The sequence below is a fragment of the Corynebacterium phocae genome (assembly GCF_008693075.1).
Lineage (GTDB): Bacteria > Actinomycetota > Actinomycetes > Mycobacteriales > Mycobacteriaceae > Corynebacterium > Corynebacterium phocae.
On sequence record NZ_VXKJ01000047.1, the window covers coordinates 1 to 26,352 of the forward strand.

27 protein-coding genes are annotated in these 26,352 nt (G+C 59.5%); 7 read left to right on the forward strand and 20 right to left on the reverse strand.

All coding sequences use genetic code 11. The annotated features are described in order from the left end of the window. Positions 1–294: 294 nt before the first annotated feature. Positions 295–909, forward strand: coding sequence for an AMIN-like domain-containing (lipo)protein (locus F4V58_RS09540; RefSeq protein WP_075736681.1), 615 nt, complete (start codon positions 295–297; stop codon positions 907–909). On the opposite strand, the gene F4V58_RS09545 is transcribed toward F4V58_RS09540, so the two are convergent. Then, positions 900–2,480, reverse strand: coding sequence for a Y-family DNA polymerase (locus F4V58_RS09545; RefSeq protein ID WP_075735461.1), 1,581 nt, complete (start codon positions 2,478–2,480; stop codon positions 900–902). The genes F4V58_RS09540 and F4V58_RS09545 overlap by 10 nt on opposite strands. Continuing rightward, positions 2,477–3,121 carry a hypothetical protein gene (locus tag F4V58_RS09550; protein WP_249041144.1) on the reverse strand — a complete coding sequence of 215 codons (645 nt, stop codon included), beginning with the start codon at positions 3,119–3,121 and terminating at the stop codon, positions 2,477–2,479. The genes F4V58_RS09545 and F4V58_RS09550 overlap by 4 nt, the downstream gene beginning before the upstream one ends. Before the next feature lie 256 nt (positions 3,122–3,377). On the opposite strand from F4V58_RS09550, the gene F4V58_RS09555 reads away from it, so the two are divergent. The 3 genes from F4V58_RS09555 to F4V58_RS09565 are packed head-to-tail and all read left to right on the forward strand — an operon-like array spanning position 3,378 to position 6,831. Next, positions 3,378–4,913, forward strand: a complete 1,536-nt coding sequence (locus F4V58_RS09555; RefSeq protein WP_169833322.1) for an efflux RND transporter periplasmic adaptor subunit — start codon at positions 3,378–3,380, stop codon at positions 4,911–4,913. Between the two features lie 11 nt (positions 4,914–4,924). Next, entirely contained in the window at positions 4,925–5,566 is a 642-nt protein-coding gene (locus F4V58_RS09560) for an ABC transporter ATP-binding protein (protein WP_075736683.1), read from the forward strand. After that, on the forward strand, positions 5,563–6,831 hold the full coding sequence (locus F4V58_RS09565) for an ABC transporter permease (RefSeq protein WP_075735467.1): 1,269 nt from the start codon (positions 5,563–5,565) through the stop codon (positions 6,829–6,831). The genes F4V58_RS09560 and F4V58_RS09565 overlap by 4 nt, the downstream gene beginning before the upstream one ends. Before the next feature lie 118 nt (positions 6,832–6,949). Here the strand turns inward: F4V58_RS09565 and guaA are convergent, their stop codons facing one another. Next, complete coding sequence (gene guaA / locus F4V58_RS09570) at positions 6,950–8,515, reverse strand: glutamine-hydrolyzing GMP synthase (RefSeq protein ID WP_211272746.1); 1,566 nt, start codon at positions 8,513–8,515, stop codon at positions 6,950–6,952. 17 nt (positions 8,516–8,532) lie between these two features. Between guaA and F4V58_RS09575 the strand changes: the two genes are divergently transcribed. Then, positions 8,533–8,886, forward strand: coding sequence for a hypothetical protein (locus F4V58_RS09575; protein ID WP_075735469.1), 354 nt, complete (start codon positions 8,533–8,535; stop codon positions 8,884–8,886). Here the strand turns inward: F4V58_RS09575 and F4V58_RS09580 are convergent. Both F4V58_RS09580 and guaB read right to left on the reverse strand, forming a co-directional pair. After that, positions 8,873–9,973 (reverse strand): GuaB3 family IMP dehydrogenase-related protein, encoded by a 1,101-nt coding sequence (locus F4V58_RS09580; RefSeq protein WP_075735471.1) that lies wholly within the window; start codon positions 9,971–9,973, stop codon positions 8,873–8,875. The two genes, F4V58_RS09575 and F4V58_RS09580, sit on opposite strands and share 14 nt — an antisense overlap. A gap of 19 nt (positions 9,974–9,992) precedes the next feature. Further along, on the reverse strand, positions 9,993–11,519 hold the full coding sequence (guaB, locus tag F4V58_RS09585) for an IMP dehydrogenase (protein ID WP_075735473.1): 1,527 nt from the start codon (positions 11,517–11,519) through the stop codon (positions 9,993–9,995). Between the two features lie 123 nt (positions 11,520–11,642). Between guaB and F4V58_RS09590 the strand changes: the two genes are divergently transcribed. Continuing rightward, complete coding sequence (locus F4V58_RS09590) at positions 11,643–12,014, forward strand: DUF5319 domain-containing protein (protein WP_075736687.1); 372 nt, start codon at positions 11,643–11,645, stop codon at positions 12,012–12,014. A gap of 32 nt (positions 12,015–12,046) precedes the next feature. Here the strand turns inward: F4V58_RS09590 and F4V58_RS09595 are convergent, their stop codons facing one another. The 3 genes from F4V58_RS09595 to F4V58_RS09605 are packed head-to-tail and all read right to left on the reverse strand — an operon-like array spanning position 12,047 to position 14,647. Further along, positions 12,047–13,045, reverse strand: a complete 999-nt coding sequence (locus F4V58_RS09595) for a DUF2891 family protein (protein ID WP_150385788.1) — start codon at positions 13,043–13,045, stop codon at positions 12,047–12,049. A gap of 34 nt (positions 13,046–13,079) precedes the next feature. Then, the gene (locus tag F4V58_RS09600; protein ID WP_075735477.1) at positions 13,080–14,060 is read right to left on the reverse strand and encodes a hypothetical protein; all 981 of its coding nucleotides are present in this window, start codon (positions 14,058–14,060) and stop codon (positions 13,080–13,082) included. A 5-nt stretch (positions 14,061–14,065) separates the two neighbouring features. Continuing rightward, a complete protein-coding gene (locus tag F4V58_RS09605; protein WP_075735479.1) occupies positions 14,066–14,647 on the reverse strand; it encodes a sigma-70 family RNA polymerase sigma factor in 582 nt (193 codons plus the stop codon). 327 nt (positions 14,648–14,974) lie between these two features. Here F4V58_RS09605 and F4V58_RS09610 point away from each other — a divergent pair, with 327 nt between their 5' ends. Further along, positions 14,975–15,349, forward strand: coding sequence for a WhiB family transcriptional regulator (locus F4V58_RS09610; RefSeq protein WP_084559759.1), 375 nt, complete (start codon positions 14,975–14,977; stop codon positions 15,347–15,349). A gap of 185 nt (positions 15,350–15,534) precedes the next feature. Here F4V58_RS09610 and groL read toward each other — a convergent pair whose 3' ends face one another. The 12 genes from groL to glmS form a co-directional block, all read right to left on the reverse strand. Further along, positions 15,535–17,151, reverse strand: a complete 1,617-nt coding sequence (gene groL / locus F4V58_RS09615; RefSeq protein ID WP_075735481.1) for a chaperonin GroEL — start codon at positions 17,149–17,151, stop codon at positions 15,535–15,537. 16 nt (positions 17,152–17,167) lie between these two features. After that, positions 17,168–17,461 (reverse strand): co-chaperone GroES, encoded by a 294-nt coding sequence (gene groES / locus F4V58_RS09620; protein ID WP_075735483.1) that lies wholly within the window; start codon positions 17,459–17,461, stop codon positions 17,168–17,170. A 215-nt stretch (positions 17,462–17,676) separates the two neighbouring features. Further along, positions 17,677–18,108, reverse strand: a complete 432-nt coding sequence (locus tag F4V58_RS09625; RefSeq protein WP_075735485.1) for a hypothetical protein — start codon at positions 18,106–18,108, stop codon at positions 17,677–17,679. 134 nt (positions 18,109–18,242) lie between these two features. Then, positions 18,243–19,283, reverse strand: a complete 1,041-nt coding sequence (gene tsaD, locus F4V58_RS09630; RefSeq protein WP_075735487.1) for a tRNA (adenosine(37)-N6)-threonylcarbamoyltransferase complex transferase subunit TsaD — start codon at positions 19,281–19,283, stop codon at positions 18,243–18,245. Beyond that, positions 19,280–19,732, reverse strand: a complete 453-nt coding sequence (gene rimI / locus F4V58_RS09635; protein WP_075735489.1) for a ribosomal protein S18-alanine N-acetyltransferase — start codon at positions 19,730–19,732, stop codon at positions 19,280–19,282. Before rimI ends, tsaD begins: the two co-directional genes overlap by 4 nt. After that, positions 19,733–20,371, reverse strand: coding sequence for a tRNA (adenosine(37)-N6)-threonylcarbamoyltransferase complex dimerization subunit type 1 TsaB (gene tsaB, locus F4V58_RS09640; protein ID WP_075735491.1), 639 nt, complete (start codon positions 20,369–20,371; stop codon positions 19,733–19,735). After that, positions 20,371–20,838, reverse strand: a complete 468-nt coding sequence (locus tag F4V58_RS09645; RefSeq protein WP_075735493.1) for a hypothetical protein — start codon at positions 20,836–20,838, stop codon at positions 20,371–20,373. The genes tsaB and F4V58_RS09645 overlap by 1 nt, the downstream gene beginning before the upstream one ends. 109 nt (positions 20,839–20,947) lie before the next feature. Continuing rightward, a complete protein-coding gene (gene tsaE, locus F4V58_RS09650; RefSeq protein ID WP_075735495.1) occupies positions 20,948–21,424 on the reverse strand; it encodes a tRNA (adenosine(37)-N6)-threonylcarbamoyltransferase complex ATPase subunit type 1 TsaE in 477 nt (158 codons plus the stop codon). Beyond that, on the reverse strand, positions 21,417–22,502 hold the full coding sequence (gene alr, locus F4V58_RS09655) for an alanine racemase (protein WP_075735497.1): 1,086 nt from the start codon (positions 22,500–22,502) through the stop codon (positions 21,417–21,419). Before alr ends, tsaE begins: the two co-directional genes overlap by 8 nt. 34 nt (positions 22,503–22,536) lie before the next feature. Further along, the gene (locus tag F4V58_RS09660) at positions 22,537–23,391 is read right to left on the reverse strand and encodes a DUF3037 domain-containing protein (RefSeq protein WP_075735499.1); all 855 of its coding nucleotides are present in this window, start codon (positions 23,389–23,391) and stop codon (positions 22,537–22,539) included. After that, positions 23,388–24,215 carry a HipA family kinase gene (locus F4V58_RS09665; protein ID WP_150385785.1) on the reverse strand — a complete coding sequence of 276 codons (828 nt, stop codon included), beginning with the start codon at positions 24,213–24,215 and terminating at the stop codon, positions 23,388–23,390. The genes F4V58_RS09660 and F4V58_RS09665 overlap by 4 nt, the downstream gene beginning before the upstream one ends. Positions 24,216–24,275: 60 nt before the next feature. Next, on the reverse strand, positions 24,276–26,153 hold the full coding sequence (gene glmS / locus F4V58_RS09670; protein WP_075735503.1) for a glutamine--fructose-6-phosphate transaminase (isomerizing): 1,878 nt from the start codon (positions 26,151–26,153) through the stop codon (positions 24,276–24,278). Positions 26,154–26,352 lie beyond the last annotated feature (199 nt).

The following is a 26,352-nucleotide window of genomic DNA, read 5'->3' on the forward strand; positions in this document are numbered from 1 at the left end:
CTGACCCGAAATCGTGCCCCTGAATCGTGAGCAAGGTTGTGACACTGTTCGTGAGCAGAGCTATGACATCGTGTGTGAGCAAAGCTCTGACACATCACACTCACGCTTGGCGGTACCCGCGAGTGGCTCCTGCTGGATATCGGAGCAAAATGTTTTGGCCATGAAGCCAGCTTACCCACTACTGCCTGGTAGCCCCCTTCCCCGCCTTTGATAAGTGTTTTCTTTTCACAACAATGTGATTACAAGTGCCGTCACAGCTCGCAATCTGAGGTGGATAACATTAACTTGGAGTTTATGACATTCCTTCCCCATCGCACTACCGTTTCGGCCGTGGCCGTAACCGTTACCTGTGCGCTGGCACTGGGCGCATGCACTTCCAACCAACCAGTCTTCTCAGGTGACACCAAGCTTGCCACCGCCGGCAATTCCGGAACTAAAACCCCAGATGTAGGACCCACGTCTTTTGATGACGCCGACGTGGAGAGAAAGACGCAGCGCGCACAAGCCCCCTCGCAGCTTCTAGTCACCAGTGTCCGGGTGGAAGAGCAAGAGGCCCTTGAACGTGTGATCTTCGATTTTGTGGGCACTGGCACCCCGGGGTGGTTTATTGATTACACCGAAAACCCCTCTCAACAGGGTTCTGGTAACTCCATAGAGTTTCACGGGGACGTAGCCCTCAACGTCAACATTGACGGCACGGTGCTACCCTTTGAACTCAACGAGCCCGAACCGAACATTGGTACCGTAGAAGGCTTGGGAGGCCTAGTCAAGGAAGTCATTTCCTCCGGCACCTTCGAAGGGCGCTCCCAGTTCATCATCGGCCTGGACAGCTCCCGCCCTTACTCCGTGCAGTTTCAGACCAACCCCTCGCGTTTGGTGATAGATATCCTCAACACCACTCAGAAGTAGGCGGCTTCCACCGCCCATCCCCCTGCGCTCCACTGAAGCAACCATGCTCGCTGAACCTGTTCTCCCGGTGCCTGTCCCACCAGTTGCATTCGCGCCACACGAGGCTGCAGTGAATTTTCCTCCCACCAGCGCTCATCCACCGGCCAGGGACCTGCCCACCCCGCCACCAGGTAAGTATGCGCCCCCCACTTAATGGCGTAGGGCTCCCCGCTAAGCAGTGCTTCCGCATTTACCTTCACCGGAGTACCATCTCTGTCCACCACATGGATCCGGGATGCGGGGTGTCCCAAGCCGCCACCCAACCGCGCCGGCAACGGTGCTGGGATACGCCCCGGCCAGCTGCCTTCCGGAACCGGGTCACGCTGTTCGCCAAAGGGGACTAACTCTATTCTTTCTTCAACCCCCCGGCCACCGGCGGACCGCGGGGCCACCACCTTTTCCATGCCTAGCTGGGATTGCACGCGGGCAATAACCCGGCGCGCCTGTTCCTCATTCGCGCCGTTGTCCCACAGCCCGGCCGCACCTGGTGGGCTGATCTCCACCGGAATTAGTTGCAGTTCCGCGATGGCGCTGCCCTCCCCCGCATGGGCTTGCGCGCGTGATAGCCAACCATCCAGCTGCCAGCGCACCCGGTCAGCCGTGGCGTGCTCACTCAGTGCCTCCCGGGTGCGCCAGGTGCGCTCAATCTGAGTACCGTCGACTAATTCTGCGGCCACGGTCAGCCTTAAACAGACCATTCCTGCGGCGGCTAACGTGGCGTGCAGCTGGGCGGCTAGCTGGCGCGCTGCGAACGCGGCCGCGTCCACCCGTTCAATAGGGTCTTCGGGCCGCAACGCCACCGCAAACTGGGTCCCGGGAAGCTCCGGCGCCACCCGCCTATCTGGGGCGGCAGTAGCTATCCGGTGCGCTAGCATGCCCGGCGCGCCAAAGCGGGTGGTCACCTGGGCTGCGGGCAACACCGCTAAGTCTCCCAAGCTCCGTATGCCTAACCGGAAACACTGCTCCACAAACTCCTGCGGGCACCCCAATGCTGTTTCTGCCGCCAGCACGCTGACAGGGCAGCTGGAGAGAAATTCCGGTGATTTCCCGGCCGGTACCAGGTTGCCGTGCCCCTGCCGCGCCGCAATGATCGCGGTGGCCAACTCATCTGCAGCGCCTATTTGTACGTCCACCCCGGCACGGGCGGTGGCGTCCATCATCATTTCCAGCGCTTTGTGCTCACTGCCGTGAAAGCGGCCGGCCGCACCCGCGTCAACCACGGCTAGCCCGGGACGCAACACTTCCACCGATGAGGCTACGTCATCTAAGGATTCTGAAAGAGCGGAAAACACCGCCCCGTCACGGTCCGGGTTATGGTCCATAATCTCCATATCCGGGCACACGGCTTGAGCTTGCCTAATCCGCATACCCCTGCGGACCCCTTGCGCACGCGCCTGCGCGCTGCACGCCACCACTCGATAAGAGTGCACCACGGCAACAGCGTCAGGCTCTTGCCCGCCGCCGTCTCCGCGGCCTTCCAACCACACGGCCTGCACCGGCCAATCGGGAAACCACAAGGCGGCGATTGTCATGCCAACTCCAGCCGGCGGGTAGTGCCCAGGGTGAGTGTTCCTTGCTGCGGCTGGCCGGATTTGGTACGAACCCCCACCGCAATATCGATGCCCTTAATACGCCCTGTCCCGCGTCCAATCCCCCGGTAGGTAGTAACCTCCCCGGACACCTTGACCGCTGTACCCGGCAGGTGCGGACCCACCGTGACCAAGGCGGCGTTGCCACCGCGCAGTTTAGCCATCACTGGGCGGGCCTTAGTGGGGCTCAGCGTATTTGCCGCCCCATGGTGGATGACCAGGTCCATGCCTTCCAGCAATACGCAGGTGATATCCCAGGGGCGCGCGCCGGGATCTGGAACCGCCACCACTTTTGACAGATCCCCTTCTTCCGCCACGTGTGCCAGTGATAGCTCTACCCACCCCACCACGGCCACGTACCCGCCAGCCGCGCTGATCTTGGCAACCAGGTCTGCCGCCAGCGCCGGACAGTCTGAAAGTTCGGTAACCTGACGGCGGGCCAGTCCCCCGCCGGGAAGCAACCGGCCAAGCGTGCCGGGCAACTCCACCACGTCCACTTCCGGGGCAGGCGGGGCGCTATCCGCAGGAGAAGCGCCTTCTACCTGCGCGATTTGCGCACGCAAAGCAGCGACGCGGCCAGCCACATCACTTTGAAGAACGCTTGTTTGATTCACATCTCTATTATCAACCCCAGGAGGACATTAGGCAAACACACGTTCTAAACCCCCAAGAGGGGGTGACCCGGAAAGCGTCAGCTCCCCCCGCCGAAAAGATCCCGGCCAACCGTCCCGACAGGGGTGTATTCTTTTAAATAAAGAATTATTACATAGACCTTCTACCAACCTAGCTCCTGGAAATTGGAAACCGTAACGCATGACCGTTAATAAAAAAATTATAGCAATGGCCCTTTCGGCAGTACTAGCACTCGGTGCGTGCGGCAAGTCAGACGAGTTCACTTTCAACCACGGTGACACCCTCACTGTCACGGCTGACAACCTGGAGGATAGCATCACGGCCTCCGGCCAGGTGGTTGCCAAACAAGAGGTGACATTAACCGCCACACTCAACGGCCCCATCTCCCACCTGGATGCCAAGGTGGGTCAGCGCGTGCAGGCCGGCCAACATCTAGCCACCATTGATGTCAGCGCCACCCAGCGCGACCTGGAGGCACAAAAGGCCGCGAACGCCGCCCAAGAGGTAGGCACCTTGAACCAGGTTGAGGCCGGCAACCAGCAGCTTAGTTATCTACGGGAGCAGCTCAACAGGGGGCTACACCCGGGGATAAACGGAGCACAGGCTGGTTTGCGCCAAGCACAGGACGCATTTGACGCCGCCCAGGCAGAGACCAACTTCGGTGGTGATGAGGAAATCACCCAAGCCCGCGCCGCGCTTGAGCAGGCGCGTGCCGAAGTTGACCGAGCTAACTCCGCTGCACTGCAGAGCGGAATTACTACCTTAAATTCCACCGCCACACCCGGAGTTGACCCGTCTACTTATGCGGTGTCCTTGTTGCAGTGGTCCGACTCCCAGCAAGGTGTCCACAAGGCGTGGGAGGGCGTTGAAAAAGCCGAAGCCGCGCTGCACCGAGCCATACTGCGCCAAGACAAGGCGGCCGCTGACAAAGAGCGCGCAGCCCAGGCAGCGTGGGCTAACTTGGCAGATGCCAAGCGCAATCTCGAGGCCGCAGAACTAGCAGCCAACCAGGAAGTTAACACGCTAGCCAAGTCCGTTCAAGACACCCTGGAGCAGGCGGCAGCCACCCGCGTCAGTGAAGAATCCGCGCAACGCCGGTTGGAGCTGGAGATGGGCAACGCAGAGATCCACAGTCCCATCAGCGGGCTGATTACCAGCGTAGAAGCCAAACAAGGCCAGGCCGCCACCGGCACCATCGCTACGATTGCCGACGACTCCCAGAAACTTATCAAAGTCCTAGTGCGGGAATCTGACCTACACAAAGTTCAGCTGGGAAATGACGTCATCTTCACTTCCGAAACCGCGCCAGGTAAGGAATTTAACGGCAAAGTGGAATTCATCAGCCCGGTCGCCGCTGCGCCGCCAAAGCAGGACCAATTTCAATCAGCGCCTACCAAAACGGAATTTAGCGTAGATATTTTGGTTACCGGGCCGTCCGAGGAACTTCGTTTGGGCTCTAGCGCCAAAGCAAAAATCATCACCTCCAGGGCGGAAAATGCGTTGACCGTTCCGCACTCAGCTATCTACGACCAGGACGGTAAATCCTACGTACTGATAGTTGACAAGGGCGTAATCACGCAACGGGAAATCACCAAGGGCCAAACCACGGAATTTTATGTCGAGGTTGCCACGGGCATTGAGCCCGGGAACGAAGTAATCGTGCAGGCAGATGCTCACCGCCACAACATAGGCCAGAAAGTTACCGTAGCGCCTCAACCAGGATCATTTGAGGGGGAACAGTGACCTTGATTGAGATGCGCGGGATCGTTAAAAAGTTCGGCCCCGTCACCGTCCTGCCAGGCAGCGACCTGGAAGTGGAGGAAGGTGAGTTTCTAGCCATTGAGGGCCAGTCCGGCTCCGGAAAGTCCACGTTGATGAATATCATTGGATTACTAGACCGGCCAACATCCGGCAGCTATTTCCTGGGAGGGGAAGACATGCTGGAGTCTAGTGATGATGAGCTGGCACGGCTGCGCGCAGACAACATTGGGTTTGTGTTTCAAAACTTCAATCTGATTGGTCGCATCACGGCGCAGAAAAACGTAGAGATGCCCATGATTTACGCTGGCGTCTCCGCGTCCGAACGCTCCCGGCGTGCCGCCGAACTACTAGAGATGATGGGGCTTAGTTCACACCGGGACCACCTCCCTAACGAACTTTCGGGCGGCCAAAAGCAGCGCGTGGCCATCGCGCGCGCACTGGCCAACTCCCCGGAAATCATCCTGGCGGATGAACCCACCGGCGCTTTGGACTCTACTACCGGGCGTGTGGTGATGGATCTGTTCCACTCGCTAAACCGCGATCATGGAAAGACCGTAGTGTTTATTACCCACAACCCGAACCTGGCTGCCGAGTGTTCACGCAAAGTAGTCATGGTAGATGGGGCAATCCTATGAGCATTAATGAATCCATCCGCATGGCCCTCGGCTCACTGTATACCAACAAAATGCGCTCCTTACTCACGCTCTTGGGCGTCATCATAGGTATTGCCGCCGTAATTTCCATTTTGACGCTGGGTCATGCTGTGCGCGGCTCCATTCAGGAAGACCTCAATAGGTTAGGGGCGAATAACTTCAACGTCAGCGTGGTCAACCGGCCCAATAGCCTGGAAGAACAAGACGATTTCACGTACATGGGCGGCCCCGGGCCCTTAGATGAGGCCGATATGATCACCCCAGAAATGCTGGATGGGGTCAAAGCGGTATTAGGGCCCCAAATAAGTGGTGTGATAATTGGCGGGGAGAGTATTCACCCAGTAAAAATTGATGGTTCCAGGGCTTTCGTGCAACCAACCAACCCGGATTTTGTGACCTTGTCCGAGTATTCGATCGAGGCCGGACGCAGCCTCTCCGAGGAAGACATTAAGGCCAGACGCCATGTGGCGCTGCTCCCCGTGTCTTTGGCGGTAGAGCTTTTCTCCTCCCCTGGGGACGCTATCTCCAAGGTTATTACCATTGAACCAGAAAGCACTGGCGCGGTGGACCTACAAATCATTGGCGTTTTTGAAAAGGTTAAATCTTCAGCCCTCACAGGAAACTACGAAACCACCGAACTCCTGGTTCCTTACTCGCTCGAAGCTATTCTCTCCGATGAATCCGGTTCCGGCAACGCTTTTCGCTCTGTAAGCATCAGTGCTAACTCCGACTACGATAAGCAATCCGTGGGCACCGTTTTGCAGAAAACCTTTGACGCCATTTACCAAGACAACCCCGATTTCGAGATCAAGATCGATGACTACTCCCGGGAGCTGGCAACTTTCAACGAAACCGTAACGGTGATCTCCGCCGTTGTCGCCGCAATCGGCGGTATCTCCCTCCTGGTGGGCGGAATCGGCGTTATGAACATCATGCTCATCACTGTGTCGGAACGCACCCGTGAAATCGGTGTGCGCAAAGCTCTGGGGGCTAGGCGCCGGGATATCCGCCTCCAGTTCATCGTCGAGGCCGTGGTGGTATGCATGGTGGGCGGGATCATCGGCGTCATCCTGGGCTCGGCCGGCGGTATGGTTGGCGCGGTCCTAGCCGGCGGCTTCGTCTTCCCACCGTGGTACGCAATCGTCATCGCCATGGGTTTCTCACTGGTTATTGGCGTATCCTTTGGCTACTACCCTGCCGGCAAGGCGGCCAAGCTGGACCCGATTGAAGCTTTGCGCTACGAGTAAGAATTGCACTCCGAGTAAACATCACAATTGGACTCCAGATTCACGGCACCTGATGCCTGCAAAGAAAAGCCGCCCGCACCTTATCTTCAGGCGCGGGCGGCTTTTTACACGGTGGAATTTACTCCCACTCAATGGTTCCAGGTGGCTTGGAGGTAACATCCAGCACCACGCGGTTGACGTCTTTAACCTCATTGGTAATGCGGGTGGAGATCTTCTCCAGCACGTCATAGGGCAGGCGGGTCCAGTCAGCGGTCATGGCGTCCTCGGAAGACACTGGACGCAGCACGATGGGATGGCCGTAGGTGCGGCCATCGCCCTGCACGCCCACGGAGCGCACGTCCGCCAGCAAGACCACCGGGCACTGCCAGATGTCCTGGTCCAGGCCGGCATTGGTCAGCTCGGTGCGGGCAATAAGATCTGCCTGGCGCAGGATGTCCAGGCGCTCGGCGGTTACCTCACCGATAATGCGGATGCCCAGGCCGGGGCCCGGGAAGGGCTGGCGTCCCACGATTTCCTCGGGCAAGCCCAGCTCGCGGCCCACAGCGCGGACCTCGTCCTTAAACAGCAGGCGCAGGGGCTCAACCAGCTCGAACTCCACGTCATCCGGCAAGCCACCCACGTTGTGGTGGGACTTAATGTTGGCAGCGCCATCACCGCCACCGGATTCCACCACGTCCGGATACAAGGTGCCTTGCACCAGGAAGGCAGCGTCTTCACCGTCAAGGGCCTGGTCCACGGCGCGCTCAAAGGAGCGGATGAACTCCGCGCCAATGGCCTTGCGCTTGGCCTCTGGGTCAGTCACGCCGGCTAGCTTGGCCAGGAAGGCCTCGCGTTCATCGGCAGTAATGAGCTTGGCACCAGTAGATGCCACAAAATCCTGCTCCACCTGCTCGCGCTCACCGGCGCGCAGCAGACCATGATCCACGAACACGCACGTGAGGCGGTCGCCGATAGCGCGCTGCACCAGTGCGGCGGCCACAGCGGAATCCACGCCACCGGACAGGCCGCAGATGGCGCGGCCGTCTTCACCAATCTGCTGGCGAACATCTTCGATGAGCTGCTCCGCGATGTTATCAGCGGTCCAGTTCTGCTCCAGCCCGGCAACCTCGGTAAGGAAACGGGTGAGCACCTCCTGGCCGTGCGGGGAATGCAGAACCTCCGGGTGGTACTGCACGCCGGCCATGCGCTTTTCCACGCACTCCATGGCGGCCACGGGGGCACCGGCGGTAGACGCGGTCACCTCAAAGCCTTCCGGGGCCTTGGCCACGGAATCACCATGCGACATCCACACCTTGTGGGTGTCCGCAAAGCCCTTGTGCAGCACGCCGCCAGAGACCTTAAGATCAGTGCGGCCGTACTCACGCTCACCGGTTTCCGCCACGGTGCCACCAAGCACGTGGTTCATGGCCTGGAAACCATAACAGATGCCAAAAACGGGAATGCCCAGCTCAAGCAGCTCCGGCTTGAGCGTAGGGGCGCCATCGGCATAGACGGAAGAAGGGCCGCCGGAGAGCACTAGCGCTGCCGGGTTCTTGGCCTTGATATCCTCCACAGTAGCGGAGTTGGGGACAACCTCGGAGTAGATGTTGGCCTCACGCACGCGACGCGCGATGAGCTGGGCGTACTGGGCACCAAAGTCCACAACCAGGACTGGACGGGGATGGGTATTGTTTTGACTAGTCACGCGCTACAGTTTAACGCATGAAACGCCTTTTTCCCCTCCTTGCCCTCCCCCTGGTAGCCTGCACTGGTCCGCAAGCCGTATCCAGCTCCCAAATGGTGGCAACTTTAGACGAGCACGCACGCACCGAGGTCTCTACCACCGTGGATGAATTCTTGGGCGAAGGCTGGGAGGAAGTCCGTATTGATTGCACAGACGGAGCCAACGGCTTTGAAGCCAAAGGGGAGCAAGGCAAGATTCAGGAGATGCCCATGGCCGCCTGGCAGATGGACGTATGCACGCACGAGCTTCCGCAAGGCTGGTTAGACGCAAACACCCGCCTGCTCTTTAAAAAGAACGGCGGGTGGGAGCTGGTGGAGGTTATTGAACGCTAAGCCCGACCTTCTGGAAGGCCTTCAAGTTGGTATAGCCGCACTTGGCCATGGCACGTTTCAATGCACCCACCAGGTTGAGCTGACCGAAGGACTCCGTGGAGGGACCAAACAGCACCTGCTCAAGCGGAACTTGTTGCTCCCTAGCAACGTGCTCAAAGTGCCCGCGCGGGAAACGCGGGTGCGCAGCCACGGAGGGCCAGAACCAGCCCTTGCCGCCAGCTTCTTCAGCAGACGCTAGCAGCAGACCGACCATGACGGCGTCGGCACCGCAGGCAATTGCCTTGATGATATCGGCAGAGAAATCGAAAGCGGCATCCGCGATAACGTGCACGTAACGCCCGCCGGTCTCATCGAGGTAGTCACGGCGCGCGGCGGCCACGTCAGCAATAGCTGTGGCCAGCGGAGTGTCAATACCCACGGTGACCTCGTTGGTAGTGAAACCGGAGCCAACGATAACCCCGGCTGCGCCCGCGCGCATGAGGTGCAGCGCGGTGGTGTAATCCGTCACGCCACCGGCAATCACCGGGACTTCCAAGGAGCCAATGAAATCTTTCAGATTCAGGGGTTCACCGTCCGCAGAGACATACTCAGCCGAAAGGAGCGTGCCCTGGATAAACAGGATCTCCGCGCCGGCTTTGATGACAACCGGAGCAAGATCACGGGCGTGCTGCGGGGACACCCGCACGGCCACGGTGCACCCGGAGTCGCGGACCTGGGCTATGCGCTCAGAAAGTAGTTCGTGATCAAGCTCAGCGGCGTGCAGCTTCTGCAGGACGGAGAGGTCCTCCGGATCCGCGTAGACCTTCTCCAGTGCGCCCTCAAGATCCGCATGCCGGCCCCACAGACCCTCCGCATTAATGACTCCCAGGCCACCCTGCTTGCCCATCTCAATCACAAACTCCGGCGTAGCCAGGGCGTCGGTGGGGTGAGAGGCCAGTGGGATATCAAAGCTATAGGCGTCAATATTCCAGGTGGTGTCCACATCTTTTGAGGAACGGGTACGGCGGTTAGGAACCAGGGAGATTTCCCGCAGCCCATAACCACGGCGGGCCTCACGGCCGATTCCGATTTCAACGTAGTCGCGCATAATTTTCCTTAAGCTTTAGTTAGCGGTAGTTAGGTGCTTCAACAATCTGCTGCAAGTGGTGCGGGTGGGACTCCTTGAGCCCCGCCGCAGTAATCTGCACGAAACGCTTGGTCTTAAGCTCAGCCAGGTTGGCCGCGCCGGTGTAGCCCATGGACGCACGCAGGCCGCCCACAATCTGGTGAGTAATTTTGTCCAAGTCCCCACGGAAAGGCACGCGGCCTTCCACGCCTTCTGGAACCAACTTTTCCTCACTGCGAACATCCGCCTGGAAATAGCGGTCCTTAGAATAAGAACGCTTCTCCCCTGACAGCCCGCGGCCTTGCATGGCCCCCATAGACCCCATGCCACGGTAGCGCTTGTACTGCTTGCCCTGGACCACCACGGTTTCACCGGGGGATTCGGTGGTGCCGGCAAACATGGAGCCCAACATGACGGAGTCAGCGCCGGCAGCCAAAGCCTTTGCCACGTCACCGGAGTACTGCATACCGCCGTCTGCGATGATGGGAACGCCCGCCGGTCCAGCCACGGCTGCGGCCTCCATGATGGCGGTGATCTGCGGAGCGCCCACGCCGGCCACCACACGGGTAGTGCAAATGGAGCCGGGGCCAATACCTACCTTGATGGCGTCCGCGCCGGCTTCAATCATGGCACGCGCGGCCTCACGGGTGGCCAAGTTGCCGCCCACCACGTCTACGTCGAATGCCTTCTTCACGCGGCTGACCATCTCCAGCACCCGGTTGTTGTGTGCGTGCGCGGAGTCCACGACCAGCACATCTACGCCGGCGTCAACCAACTGGCCGGCGCGTGCAAAGGACTCATCCCCGGTACCAATACCAGCGGCAACCAACAACCGGCCCTTGTCATCTTTGGACGCGTCCGGGAACTGCTTAGTCTTAACAAAATCCTTGACGGTAATCAGGCCCACCAATTTGTTGTTGGCGTCAACGATGGGAAGCTTTTCCACCTTGTTGGTGCTCAGCAGCTCCAGCGCCTCATCCTTAGACACGCCCTCACGGGCCACGACCAGGGGCATGGGAGTCATAATCTCGGATACCTTCCGGGAGTAGTCCTCTTCAAAGCGCATATCGCGGTTAGTGCAAATACCCAACAGCGTGCCGTCGTCCGCCACGATAGGCAGGCCCGAAATCCGGAAACGTGCGCACAGCCCGTCCACCTCCGCAATGGTCATATCCGGGCGCGCGGTCACGGGGTCGTGAACCATCCCGGATTCAGAGCGCTTGACAATTTCCACCTGCTGCGCCTGGTCATCGGCGGAGAGGTTACGGTGCAACACACCAATACCTCCCTGACGCGCCATGGCAACCGCCATGCGGGCCTCCGTGACCGTGTCCATAGCTGCGGATACCAGGGGCATACCGAGGCGAATGTTGCGAGTGAACTGCGCAGAGGTGTCAACGTCAGAAGGAACAATGTTAGACTCAGCCGGCAGCAGCAGGACGTCATCAAACGTCAATCCCTGCAGCAGGACCTTGCTGGGGTCATCTCCACCGGTGAATACGCGATTATCGGGCTTGCTGTCGGTCATGGAAAAAATCTCCTTGGCGCTTTTGATTTATAAACGTGGGTGCTGGTAATGAACACAACCTTAGCCCTTTTTCCGCGCATTCGGGAATTGCTTAAAACCCGCATTCCCCCTACTGTCTATAACGTGGATTTCTTCGCTAATATGCCCCGCGATCCTTTCGCCGATGATCCGAACGACCCCGCCTCTTTCCTGGAGGAAGATGAGCAGGCCGTTCCGCTTACCCCGGAAGAACGCGCATCTATGGAAGCCGAGCTGCGCTTGGTAGGCGAATTTGCCCGCGCCCTCAAACCCCGCGGGATTGACGGAATCTTTTTCCTCTGCGACGACTGCGAGGAAGAACACTTCTACGAGTGGGAGATTTTGGGCAACAACATGCGCGCAGCCCTCAACAATGAGCTGGCCCCAGTGCATGAGCCCGGGGCCCACCCAGACCCCACCCGCTACGTTCCTTGGGACTACGCCCTGGGCTACCTAGACGGCATGGAAAGCCGTTAGAACCACCTTTAAAATCCTACGCCCGATTGTGCCTAGGTCTCCCGAGCTGCGCTCTGGTGCGCTTTGAGCGCAAACGTGACTAACCAATGGGTGGACATGAAATCCCCCTCCACAATCTCTGCCTCCGCAGCACCTATGAGCCGGGGTATGCACGCGTAAATCCGCTCCCTGCGCTCCGGCTCCACTGCCGGCGCCAACTCCCCCAGCATCCAGGCGCGGGAGAGCATGAGGCCAAAAAGGTGGACCAGCGTGCCGTCGGTGCGGTCCCGCGCGGCGGGGACGTTGAGCAAAGGGTCACCGGCCAAGCCTAGGCCGGGCAGGAACTCTAGCAGCCACTCCCCGAACTCGGGCTTCGTAAGCACGCGTTTCATCAACAGCGCTTCACAAAGGCCTCCGGAAAGAAAATCCGTACCCGAGGGTTCCCAGCCCACGGGATAGTTGCGGTCCGCGAGGAACCACCGCCGCGCGCAGCGGGTTACTTCCTCCAGCACGTCCGGGCGCCCGAGCTCCCGTGCGGAATCTGTAATGAGCGCCAGGCCAAAGGCTGTGTTGGTGTGCAACCCATAGCGCACGGGATAGGAAAGGCGGGGCAACCAGTCCACAAGGCTGGCCTCCACCGTGTCCAGTAACGGCTCTAGGCGCGCGGCCAAGGGCGCGGTCGCAGCAGTTGTGGTGCATTGCGCGGCTAACTGAAACAACCACGCCCAACCATAGGGCCGCTCAAAGCCGGGGTGGCGGCGCAGGTAATCTGCTTCCACCGCAATATTTTCAGCGGATAACCTACCCGAAATCACGCGTTGTAGCTGCACCTTGGTGGACTCATCGACACCGGGATGAGCGGCGAGCACAAGACCGGACCACATCATGTGAACTGCGGAGTGCCAGTCCAGGCACCCCCAAAAAGCCGGGTGCAGGCGGGAGGGCGTGACATCACAATCCCCAGGCCCGGTTGACATGTGGCCAGTCACCGCCGGGAATTCCCGGCTCAAACCGGCCAGTACCGCCTCAGCCCACGGCTGCGGTTGAAACATGGACACTTATCTACTCCCTGGGGTTAGAGAGGCGCTAGTCTTGCTCACCTGGGGAGGTGGCAGCCGGGACACTAGCCGGCGCGGGCGCCACCGCCACCGGGCTGGAAGGCACGGTCTGCGGGGTGGCTGCGTATTCGGTACCGCTGCCCACAGCGGCTCCCACTAGCGTTTCAACAACGGAAGGCACAACCCCCGACGCAGGGGGTTCTGGCGCGCTGACCTCTGGAACGGTACTTTCGGGTGCCGCAGGAGCTGGCGGTTCCGGTGCCGGCACTGGCGGTTCTGAAAGCTGCTCGGGGGCAAAGTTGAGGGTCGGAGCGGGAATTTCCACTGCGGGATTTTGCGGCTGCGGGGCCGGCGCTGAAGCGCTGGGAGGCAACTGTCCAGCCGTTACCGTCACGGTCACCGTTGTGGTGGTGGTACGCAGCTGGGTGACCGTTTCCTCAGCCTGCTGCAACCGAGCAATATCCCTAGGGGTTGCGGCGCTTAGTTGCTTGCGGGCTTGTGAGATCAGTTTACGGGCACCATCAATATCCCCTTTAGCGGTGCGGTCTTCCAGCTCTTCCAACGTGCTGGCCAACTCCACCACGCGGTGGTCATCAGAGCCAAACACGGCGTTGCGGACCGGGTAGAGAGGGGACTGCGGGCCAGCGGAATTGACCACTGCGCCGGCACCGGCAACCAGCACCACACCGGCGGCCACTCCAACCAGCCCGGAAACCAGCGGGCTAAGCCCACGGTGTGTGCGCCTGCCGGCCACGTTTATGGAAAATACTGGTGCTGCGCCGGCCGCAGGTTCTTGGCCTTCTTGCTCCGCGTCTACAACCAGTGGTGCCGGTGGCATGGGGGCCTCTACTTCTTCACGAAGCTCTAGGAAAAGCTGGGCTAGCGGATCCTCACCATTACTGGGGTCGTGGCCACGCGAGAGTTCAGTGAGAAACGCGTCATCTTCGATGAGCGGGGCTAGGTGTTCGGCGCTGATCGCGGTGGTGGGTTCTTCCCGGTGTTTTCCCATGGTACTCACTCCTTTCCAGTTCTAGTTTGGTTTTTCCCAGTTACTGCTTTGCGCAGTTGGGCTAGCGCGCGGTGTTGGGCAACGCGGACAGCGCCCGGGGTTGAGCCCACAATCGCTGCTGTTTCCTCAGCACTTAGCCCGTTAAACACTCTCAGAATGACAATGTCACGGGCCTTATCGTTTAAATTATCGAGCAAAGCACGGACTTCGTTACTACCGGCTGCAATCACCGCCTGTTCCTCCGGCGTAGCCTCAGTATCCGGCGTCTCGGGCAAGTCCTCCGCAGGTGAGCTGTAGTCCCTTCCCATAGCCCGGTGGGCGTCTGTAACCTTGTTAAACGCTATGCCGTAGACGTAGGCCATAAACGGCCTACCGGTGTCTTTAAACCCGCCAATTGAGGTGGCAACCGCTAGGCAAATCTCCTGCGCCACGTCCTCGGGTGTGGGTTGGCGGTACCCGCCAATCCGCGCGCGCGAATAACGGAGAACCTGCGGGTGAATCAGCCGCATGATTTCCCCAATGGCGTGACTATCACCGTCCACGCCCCGTGGCACTAGCTCTGCTAGCTGCTTATCCAAGTCATTCACGAAAAGATTGGGTCCTTAACAAAAGTCTTACTTCCAACACGCCTGCTAGCGCATGCCGAAATTTTTTATTGTTCTATCCTTGCACACATCCCCCGCCATTCCCACTTTGCCATCCTAGCCCCACCGGGCGCCGCACGCGCCCCGGGAAAGTTCACCTACCGTTAATCTTGATGGGTTTGTGCAGTTCAACGCGAGGAATCGCTTTCTTCCAGGCCATCGTGGGGAAAAAATCAATCTGCCGTTAACCCACCGTTTATCTCAATCGGTGAAACTGTAAGGCGGTGTGAAAACATATGCAGCTGTTTATCCAAGTGAAAGAGAGCCTCCGTGTCCTTGCTTCATCTACTTCCCGGCCCCAATGCTGACGTGTGGGATTGGCAGCTCCAGGGAGCGTGTCGTGGAAAGGCGTCAGAAGTCTTTTACCATCCAGACGGTGAACGCGGCCGTGCCCGCGCCTTGCGCGAGCGCCGCGCGAAAGCCATCTGCCAAACGTGCCCAGTGATTGAAAGCTGCCGCGAACACGCACTCAACTCCGCTGAACCCTACGGCGTATGGGGCGGCATGAGCGAGTCCGAGCGCATGTTGGTGCTTCGCAGCAATAGCTACCGCCGCACCCAAATCACAGCAAGCGGGCAAACCGCGCACCAGCCTCAGCCAAAGCCCCAGACTGCGGCCAAAACCAAAGCCAAAGTTAACGCTTAACACGCTATCCCGGCCGGCAGTTTCCGCAGCCGGCAAAGGGGAACCAGGCTCCACAGGCCGCCACGGTCTGGGCCAATCCGGGCGCTAAGCCCACCGCGCACGGGAAACTCTCCGCAACGGCCCACAAAAATACTTCATCCCGCCCCTACCGGTTGGCAGAGGGCGGGACGCAGTGTGTGAGTTACTTAGTGAGCGTGACCGTGGCCGGCATGGCCAGCTTCTTCCTCAGCTGGCTTTTCCACCACGGAGGCTTCCGTGGTCAAAATCATGCGAGCAACGGAGGTGGCGTTAACCACCGCAGAGTGGGTCACCTTCACAGGGTCAATGATCCCCTGCTCAATCAAGTTGCCGTACTCCAAAGTGGCGGCGTTGAAGCCTTCACCGTTGGGAAGCTCAGCAATCTTGGACACCACTACGGCACCATCCAGGCCGGCGTTCTGGGCAATCCAGTAAGCCGGGCGGGTAAGGGCGCGGGCTACGGAAAGCACGCCAATCTTGGCTTCGCCTTCAAACTGCTCAGCAAATTCCTCGAGCTCGCGGGAAATCTGGACCAAGGCGGAGCCGCCACCGGCAATGACGCCTTCCTCAACAGCGGCACGCGCCGCGTTGATGGCGTCTTCTACGCGCAGCTTGCGCTCGTTGACCTCAGTTTCCGTGGCCGCGCCAACGCGGATAACCGCAACGCCACCCGAAAGCTTAGCCAAGCGTTCCTCAAGCTTTTCCCTGTCCCAGGTGGAGTCGGTGCGCTCGATATCGCGGCGGATCTGGTTGCGGCGTTCTTCGACGGCTTCGGCGGTGCCGGCGCCGTCTACCAACACGGTGTCATCCTTGGTCACGGTCACGCGGCGGGCGGAACCTAGAACCTCAAGGCCGGACTCGTTAAGATTGACGCCTACCTCTGGGTCAATGACAGTAGCGCCTGTGACCACGGCCAGGTCATCCATGAAACCCTTACGGCGTTCGCCAAAGTACGGGGACTTCACGGCTACAACCTTCAGGGTCTTGCGGATGGCGTTGACTACCAAAGCCTGCAGGGGTTCGCCTTCAATGTCTTCAGCAATAATCAGCGTTGGCTTCCCGGATTCCGCAATCTTTTCCAACAGCGGCAAGAAGTCAGGCAGGGAGGAAATTTTGTTGCGAACCAGCAGGATGGAGGGATTGTCCAAGACCGCGTGGTTGGTTTCCTCTTCAGTAGCGAAGTACGGCGAAAGGTAGCCCTTTTCAAAGGAAATACCCTCAGTGACATCAACGGTGGAGTCAATGGACTGGGACTCCTCCACGGTGACTACGCCGTCTTTGCCAACCTTGTCCATGGCGCCGGCAACCATGTCACCAACCTCTGGATCACGGGAGGAGACGGTAGCAACCTGCGCGATGTCACGGTTGGACGCCACCGGCTTGGCGCGGTTTTTCAGTTCCTCCACGGCCTTTTCAGCGGCGGCGGCAATGCCGCGATTGAGCTCTACCGGGTTAGCGCCGGCCGCCACGTTGCGCAGTCCCTCGAATACCAGGGCCTGTGCCAGCAGCGTGGCGGTGGTGGTGCCGTCACCGGCAATGTCATTGGTCTTGACTGCCACGGACTTGACCAGCTGGGCACCCAGGTTTTCAAAAGGGTCTTCCAGGTCAATTTCGCGGGCAATGGTTACGCCGTCGTTAGTAACGGCGGGAGCGCCGTAGGGCTTGTCAAGCACCACGTTGCGGCCACGTGGGCCCAGGGTGACCTTGACCGCGTCAGCCAGCATATCTACGCCACACTGAATGCCCTCACGGGCTTCTTGGTCGAATGCAATGAGTTTTGCCATTGGTGGCTAATCTCCCTTACTTTTCAACGACTGCAAGTAGGTCACGCGCGGACAGCAGTAGGTACTCCTGGCCGTCGTACTTCAGCTCGGTGCCGCCGTACTTGGAAAAGACCACGGTGTCACCTTCTTTGACGCCTACTGGGGTGGTCTCACCTTTGTCGTTGGTGCGGCCGGGGCCCACAGCAATAACCTTGGCTTCCTGCGGCTTTTCCTTGGCGGAGTCAGGAATTACCAGGCCGGAGGCGGTGGTGGTTTCTGCTTCCACGATCTGAACTAGAACCTTGTCTTCAAGTGGCTTGATTGTTGCCATTGGAATACTCCTCATGAATTGTTTCGAGTTGAATGTGCCGGTTGCTTCTTGAGCCAGCACAGCCGTCGTCGCGGGTGAACAACTGTGAGTTAAGACAACCTGCCTAGCACTCTACCCGTGCGAGTGCTAATGACTCAACACCTGGTGTTCGCCTGTCGCGAACACCACGGCCAAGGCCTACTATTTTCCCACCGCCAGCTCTGTGAACGGCGGGTTTAGCCAACTTTGTCCGTGTTGAGCACGGCGGCGCGCCACAGCGTGTACTCCTCGGGGTTGTCCTCAATATAGTTGCCCACCGCCCGGATGGCGCGGTCCACCACGTCGATAATCTTCTGGAAGTCCGCCTCCTGGTCTGCCTGGGCGTGGACAAAAATGACCGGGCCGGCAATTGCCCGGATGGGGTCTTGCAGGAAGGCTGGGTTTCCCGTGTCCGCTTGGTTACGGGCGAGAGATGCCACCGGGTTGGGCTCCGCGCGCTCGGCGCGAGCGTTGGCGTTATACAGCGCGGCGTAAGTGGATCCGTCTTCCTGGAAGGCCACGGAAACGTGCCCTTCGGTGGTTCCGCCTAGGAATTGATTAGCCTGTTCAATCTCAAATTCGATTACGCGGTGGGTGAGGTCTGGATTGACCAGGTATCCGGTTGTCACGGGATAGGACCTTTCTAGAAGAGTGCAAAGAACACCCCTTAGTGTTATCCACGCGGTGGACTCCCGCACCCTGGGGAGCTAAGAATTCACGCATCCTTTACCGGCGGTTCAGTTTGCCCCACCGGCGGGCGCTATTAGACCAGCGGAGTTTCCACTTCCAGGCTCGTGTCCGTGCCGGCGCGAAGGCTGGTGGCCGCGGCACCCTCGTGGATAAGCTGCGCGGCCACAGCAGCTATCATCACGCCGTTATCAGTACACAGCCGCAGCGGCGGCACGCGCAGTTCAATACCGGCGGCCTGGCAGCGCTTCGCGGCCAGCTCGCGAAGCCGGGAATTGGCGGCCACTCCGCCACCCAGTAGCAACACCTTGGCCCCGGTGTCCGCGCAGGCCATAACCGCTTTAGCGGTCAACACATCAGCCACCGCCTCCTGGAAGGAAGCGCACAAATCCGCCACGTCCACGCTGCGGCCTTCGCGCTCAGCTTTTTCCACGTAGCGGGCCACAGAGGTCTTCAATCCGGAGAAGGAAAAATCATAGCGGTGCGGACCCCGCAGGTCCTCTTTGCGGCTCATTCCCCGCGGAAAGTCGATAGTGGGTGTGCCTTTGGCCGCCATGCGGTCAATCACGGGCCCGCCGGGGTAGCCCAGGCCCAGCAACCGGGAGATTTTATCGTAGGCCTCACCGGCGGCGTCATCAAGGGTTGAGCCCAGCTCTTTCATGGGTTTGCCCACCGCGTGGACTTCAAGGAGCTGCGTGTGGCCGCCGGAGACCAGCAGCGCCACTGCGTGCGGTAGCGCCTGCCCCATCAAGTTGGCCACGGCCACATGCCCGCCCAGGTGATTCACGCCATAGAAGGGCACGCCCCACGCACTCGCAAAGGCTTTAGCTGCCGAAACCCCCACCAGTAGCGCCCCAGCCAAGCCCGGGCCGATTGTCACGGCCACTGCATCTGGCTTGCCGATACCGGCTTCCTGCAGCGCGGCCGCCATTACCTGCGGCATGGCCTCCAAATGTGCGCGGGAGGCGATTTCTGGAACCACGCCGCCAAAGCGGGCGTGCTGCTCCATGGAGGAAGCCACCTGGTTGGCCAGGACCTCCATGTTGCCTTCCGCGTCTAGTTCGATGATGCCCACTGCGGTTTCATCGCAAGAAGACTCAATACCTAGAACAATCATGATTTTCCTTCCCGTTTCATCACGTGGGCGTCAGCCCCGGAGGGCTGGTAGTAATTGCGGCGCAGGCCAATTTTTTCAAAGCCGTAGGCCTCGTACATTTTTATAGCGGGACTGTTTCCCACCCGAACTTCGAGGAATACTGGTGCCTTCTTGATATCCGCGATATGGCAGATGTTATCCATCATGGCGCGGCCCACCCCCTGGCGCTGGGCCGCTGGATCCACCCCAATGGTAAGTATTTCAAACTCCGGGTCCGCCGCAGGGCCCATCATGGCCAGGCCCGCGTAGCCCACAAGCTGGCCGTCTTTTTCATAGCCAAAGTAAAAAGTGTGCGGCTGGGGGAAATCCGCCAGGAATACTTCCTCGCTCCACGGGGTCTCCCCCGGAAAGAGCACCTTCTCGAGCTCCGCGCAGCGCGCCGCGTCTTTGGCTCCAAGCTCGCGCAGCATTTACTTGTCCCACGTCAGCGCGGGAGATACCGGCTTGGCCTTGGGCGGCACGGCGTCCGGGCGGCGCAGATACAGCGGCACCAGTGGCTCCGGCTGTTGGTCCAGGGCGGCGCAGGCCACCAACCCCGCTGCGCGCGGGCTAATCTCGGTGCGGGGAAGCCCCGCCAGGTGCTCCGGCGGCTCAATGTGCGCGGGGAAGACCACAGCTTGGGCCTGTTGCTTCAACTCCGCCGGTTTGGTGACATCCGGACCGGAAACGCGCCGGCCGTCGCGGTAGGTTGCCCAGTAGACCTCTTTGCGGCGGGCGTCGGTGGCCACCAGCAACTCCCCCTGGCTGCCGTGCGCAATGGCGTCCAGTGAACACACCCCATGGACTGGGATCTCCAGTGCCACGCCCAACGCCTGCGCGGTGGACATGCCCACCCGCAAACCCGTGAACGGGCCCGGGCCGCAACCAACCACTACCGCGTCAAGCGCGGCGTAGTTCAGCCCGGCCACTGCAAGGAGTTCCTCGATGGTGGGGATAAGCAGCTCATTGTGGGCGCGCGTTCCCACAATGACCTTGTCTACCGTGTCATCCGGGCCAACCAGACCGGTGACCAGGTCTTGAGTGGAGGTGTCAATGGCCAGAACGTGCATTAGCCTGCCAGTACCCAGCCGCCGTCTTCGGTCTTGAGCAGCGGAATCATCTGCCGGCTGTCAAAGCTTGGGACCGGCTGGCCGGAGCAAAGATCCAGCTCGTGGCGGTCGAAGTGCTCAGCATACGTCTGACCGGCATCTTTACGCACCAACAGGTAGTTATCATTGTCCTCGACGGTGCCTTCAATGCCCAGATCCGCGGCGTTAATAGACAGCGCCTGGGAGATGTCATCAGCTTCTACGCCCGGGCAGACAATAAAAGCGGTAGACCATTCATCGCCATAGACATCAGCTGGGGAAATTGCGGTAGCACGCAGGTTCTGCGTGGAGATTGTCTCCAATTTGGCCAGCAGGGAGCCGTTGACTGGGTTAGCGGCGCGGCCGGAGGCCACAGCCACCATGCCGGCCAAAGCTAAGGCGAAGGCAACGATGACGACGGTGGTGATGAGTTTACCGATTTTATTCACGGGTTTTTCTGCTCCTTGTTGAGTGCGGAAAGAAATAAGTCTTTTGGGGTTTGACAGTTAAGACTGTACCCTCCCCGCCAGCTAGAAACACTTTGCGGTGCTACTGTTGTCAGTTTCGGTGATTAAAGCTCCACGCAAACACCCGGGCGTCCGCGCAGCTTCCGGCTTCCCTATCTATGCGCACCAGCAGGTAATCCTGCTCTAACTGTTCTGCCAAGCCGGCCCCCCATTCCGCCACCACCACGGCCTGGTCAAGCTCCGTGTCCAGATCCAGCGCATCCAACTCCCCCAGGGGGTCCGTGCCGCTATCTAGCAGCCGGTAGGCGTCCATGTGGATAAGCGCCGGGCCGCCCACGGTGGAGCGGTGTTCCCGGGCAATGATAAACGTAGGCGATGTCACCCGGCCTTTGACCTGCATTCCGCGGGCTATCCCCTGGGTGAAGGTGGTCTTGCCCGCGCCCAGCGGGCCGTCCAGGATGACTACGTCACCGGTTTCTAGCGCGCGGCCTAACTCCTCCCCCAGCTGGTGCGTGGCGGGAAGGTCAGGGCACTCGCGCTGCCCGGCGCGGGGGAAGGTATCAAGCACGGCTGTCTCCTATATATTTCCGTTGGGTTCGCCCGGTGGGGCGGCAGACAATTTCATAATTAATGGTTCCGGATACGTTGGCAAGTTCGGTGGCGCTCATGCCACCTTTCCCGAAGATGACGGCGGTATCGAAGGCGCGCACGGCGTGCGGGTTGGTGCCCAGGTCCACCACTATCTGGTCCATGCACACCCGGCCTACCTGTTCATAGAGCTTTCCGCCGATGCCCACTTTCAGCGCCCCCTGCACCCCCCGCGGCAGGCCGTCGGCGTAACCCACTGGCACGTTGGCCACAAAACCGTCCGCAGCGGCGCAGTGGGTGAGCCCGTAAGAAGTGCCTTCCCCTGCCTTGAGGGGCTTGACGGCCACCACGCGCGAGCGCCAGGTCATGGCTGGTTCCAACCCGTGTTCTAGCCCCTCAATGGGTTCCAGCCCGTAGCAGCCAAGCCCCACCCGCACCATCTGGAAGTGCAGATCCGGGCGGGTGAGGGTGGCAGCGGTGTTAGCCAGGTGGTTTATCGCGCAGTTCAGCCCGGCTGCGCGTGCGCTTTCAACCGCCGCCGCAAACTCCCGGGCCTGCACGTCGTTGTGCGGGTTACCCGGCTCATCTGCGCAGGCCAAATGGCTCATGATTCCCAGCACCGCCACGTTCGGGGCGTCGCGGAGGAGACCGAATACTTCCGGCCACTCCTCCCGGTCCAACCCGGCGCGGTGCATGCCGGTTTCTACCTTGATGTAGACGCGAATCGGGAAACCGGTGCGGGAGACGGCCTTAGCCTGCGCCAGCGAGGACACGGCCAGGTCTATACCGGGTGTGAGTTCTTCCTCCGGGGACCAGATCCATGCCAGGACCGGCAGGCTGGTGCGCCCGGATTCCTTCACAGCGCGGGCTTCTGCCAGCGTGGCCACTCCCAAGGCGTCTGCGCCGGCGGCCTCCATTACTGGCACCAGTTCCCTCACACCGTGCCCGTAGGCGTCCGCCTTCACCACGCACATCAGCTGTGTGCCAGGCGAAAGGCTAGCCTTGATAGCCGCCACGTTGCGGGCGACGGCAGAGGTGTCAATAACGGTTTCGAGCATGTCCTTATTCTGCCACGGAGACCAGTCCAGGGGCTTAAACTTTCTGTGCTAAGGACGCAACATGTGTTGCTAGGTGCTCGACTTCTAGGATCTTGATCCCGAGGTTGGCCCAGGGGCTTTGATAGGTGGACAGTAGTTCCAGGTTGTGCTCTAAGGTGTGCGCCGGGTCCTGCGCCGGGGTGGTAAGCACCACGGGCACGTCTTTAGAAATCACCAGACGGGCCTTTGCAACTTTTAGTTCCGCACCATCTTCCCGAAATTCTTGCATCCGGTAAGTGAATACCTGAAGACTCTCGGAAAGCTGGCTACGGCTTTGAGTATCTAGGGACAGCACGCGGTTGAGGTCCAGGACTTGGTCTTCTTTCACCACGCCCACATCAAATTTCTGCTCGGCCCAATCGCTGAGGATTAATCTAGGCTCGGAGACCAGAAATTGCCGAAGCCTAGCCTCGCCGCGATAGCAGTTCTTAACGGTCGCCCTCACGCGTTCGGGTTGCGCCCTGCTTTCCCCGGGGAAGATCAACTTGTCAAAAAGGAAGTCAGCCGCTTCTTCCAAACTGTTTGCCGAGACTACATTCGGAGGGTCAATGAGAACCAGGTTATTCCACCGTTCGACGGCCAGGTTGAGAAGCTCGCGAGGTGAAGGCTTAATCTGCAAATCCAGGGTGGGCTCTTCATTAGCGGCGTCCTGCAGCATTTTTTTTAATTGAGCGATTTGAATTTGTGCACCCCGACTACTGGGAAACGTTCGCAGCTTGGCACCCAGCGTGTTCAGGAATCTGAATCCGAAGCTGTTGTTCTCACTGTCTCCGACGATTACGCCTACACCCAGGCGCGTCACCGACGCGGGAGTTGGCTTAACCCGGACTGTCCAATAGTTAAATTTCACCGTTCACCCCTCCTTTCCGAATCCAGTTCGAGTTGTTCAAGCTGACCAATTGCGTACTCTTTTCGTCCAAGCACATAATCCGCGATCTCATCGGGGATTGTAGTCCCTATGTCCCAGGCCCTTGGCATTCTCGCACGGATGGCGGCAGCTAGATGCTCATCCAACCGCGCAACTGACTCGATAGCTCCTGACCAATTCCCCGCGATGGAGCCGGGCTTAAGGAATGGCACTTCCGGCCTTCCAAAACTGTATTTAAAATCTCCGAATCCCCAGGGAGCTTCCTGGGAGCCAAACCAGAATGCATGGTCAACCGAATAGATAGAGAAATCGTTCATCTGGTCATAAAAGAATTGAATATCCTCGGCGTTACACAGGAACCACAACGCAAAAAGCAGAGGAATACGCTCAAAGTTTCTATCATCCTCCGTATGCCGGAGAATTCCGGGGCTTTCTAAAACCTCAATGTCTACAACTTCGCTGCGCGAGGCGAACACCGGTTGGTCATCGAGCAGATAACCACCTTTATCAAGGTATATGCCCTGCAAGTCCTCACTGACTGTGAGTACTGACCATTTGGGTATTGGAGCACCGAGTGCGTCTCCTACGACACCTGCAGCGACCTCACAGGCCGCCGCGTCAGCCCCCTGCGGACCATTGGGATGCTTGCACCAGTAATCATGGCCATCCGTTGCGGAAGCAAAGAAAGGCTTAGCCCCTGTGTTTGCCACGTGCAGAACCACACGAACTTCTGGATTATCAAGACTTTCCACCATGCGCCACCACCCGCTCCGCTTAGTGCGGCCCGCCCCAAGATGGCGGGCCACGTTTTAAAACAGCTTAGGCTAAACCGTGTGGTGCGGCCCGATAAAGCCGAAAATCTAGAACTATTCCACGGTCACGGACTTGGCCAGGTTGCGCGGCTGATCCACGTCATAGCCTTTAGTCTCAGCCATTACGCAGGCGAAAATCTGCAAAGGCACGGTGGCTAGCAGCGGCTGCATGAGAGTGGGGGCTTGTGGAATACGGATGACGTGGTTGGCGTAGTCCTCCACGGCCGTGTCGCCCTCCTCCGCGATGACCAAGGTGATGGCGCCACGCGCGCGGACCTCCTGGATGTTGGAGACCACCTTGGAGTGCAAGGAGTCGCGGCCGCGTGGGGAGGGCACGATGACAAAGACCGGCTGACCCTCCTCCACCAACGCGATAGGACCATGCTTGAGCTCCCCGGCGGCGAACCCTTCCGCGTGCAAGTAGGCAATCTCCTTCAGCTTCAGCGCGCCCTCCAACGCTACCGGGAAGCCCACGTGGCGGCCTAAAAACAACACCGAGGTGGCGTCCTGCATGGACTTAGCCAGCTCCGCGACCTGTGCCTTGTTGTCAATGACCGCCTCGATCTTCTCCGGCATCTGGCGAAGCTCCGAAATCACCATCTGGACCTCATCGGTGAACATGTTGCCGCGCAGCTGCGCCAGGTAGAGCCCCAGCAGATAGGTGGCCGTAATTTGTGCCAGGAAAGCCTTGGTGGATGCAACCGCAATCTCTGGGCCGGCGTGGGTGTACAAGGCGGCATCGGCCTCACGCGGAATGGATGAGCCCTGGGTGTTGCAGATGGCTATGACCTTGGCACCCTGCTCGCGTGCGTGGCGCACCGCCATGAGGGTATCCATGGTCTCCCCGGACTGCGACAGCGCCACCACCAGTGTTCTTGGCGTGACGATTGGGTCGCGGTAACGGAATTCATGGGCCAGCTCCACCTCAGTGGGAATCCGGCACCAGTGCTCAATGGCGTAGCGCGCCACATGACCTGCATAAGCCGCCGTGCCACACGCAATCACAATGATTTTATCAACCGACTTCAGTAGCGATTCCTCAATATGAACCTCATCAAGGGTCAACCGGCCCTGCTCATCAAAACGCCCAAACAACGTGTCACGCACGGCCGCCGGCTGATCATGGATTTCCTTTTCCATGAAAGAGCCAAAACCATCCTTCTTGGCCGCCGCCGCGTCCCACTCAATATGGAAAGACTTACCCTCTGCCGGGTTTCCCTCATAGTCAGTGATTGCAATGTCATCGGCCGTAATCGTTACAACTTGGTCATTGCCCATTTCCACCGCCTGCTTGGTGTAGTCAATGAATCCGGAAACATCAGAACCCAAAAAGTTCTCCCCCTCCCCGAGGCCAATAACCAAAGGGGAGTCCCGGCGGGCCGCCACAATACGGTCCGGTTGATCCGCGTGGATACCCAAAAGGGTGAACGCCCCCTCAAAGCGCTGGCATACCTTACGCATAGCGCGAGTTAAGTCCCGCTCCTGCTCGAAAGCGTGGGCCAGCGCAGTAGCAGCTACCTCCGTGTCCGTCTCCGAAACAAAGTTGTACCCAAGCTCTGTTAGCTCCGTTTTGAGCTCCGCAAAGTTTTCAATAATCCCGTTGTGCACCACGGCCAACTTGCCCCCGGCCACCACGTGCGGATGAGAGTTAATATCCGAAGGACCGCCGTGAGTAGCCCAGCGAGTATGGCCAATTCCCAGAACGGAGTCCGCTAGGGGACGCTGCGCAATCTCTTCCTCAAGCTTGGCCACCTTGCCGGCTTTCTTGCGCCAATCAATTGCACCATCCGCATATACGGCGACGCCCGCGGAGTCATAGCCACGGTATTCCAAGCGGCGCAGACCTTCCAGAACCACGTCGAGGGCAAAGTATTCCCTTGAGGCTTCCCCGCTATTTTCAGGCTTAGCAATGTATCCAACAATTCCACACATGGGGCACAGAGTACCGGAGGAAAAGCGACGCCAGAGAATCAAAAATTAAGAAGTCTCAAGGTCAGACATCAGCTGTTCACCCCGCCCCGGGACCGCGGAATTCCATAGCTCCGGGTCACGGCAAAGAACATTTTGGCCACAAACCCGGCCGTTACACCCCCATTAGCCCACACACAGTTAAATATCCTCTATCCTAAAA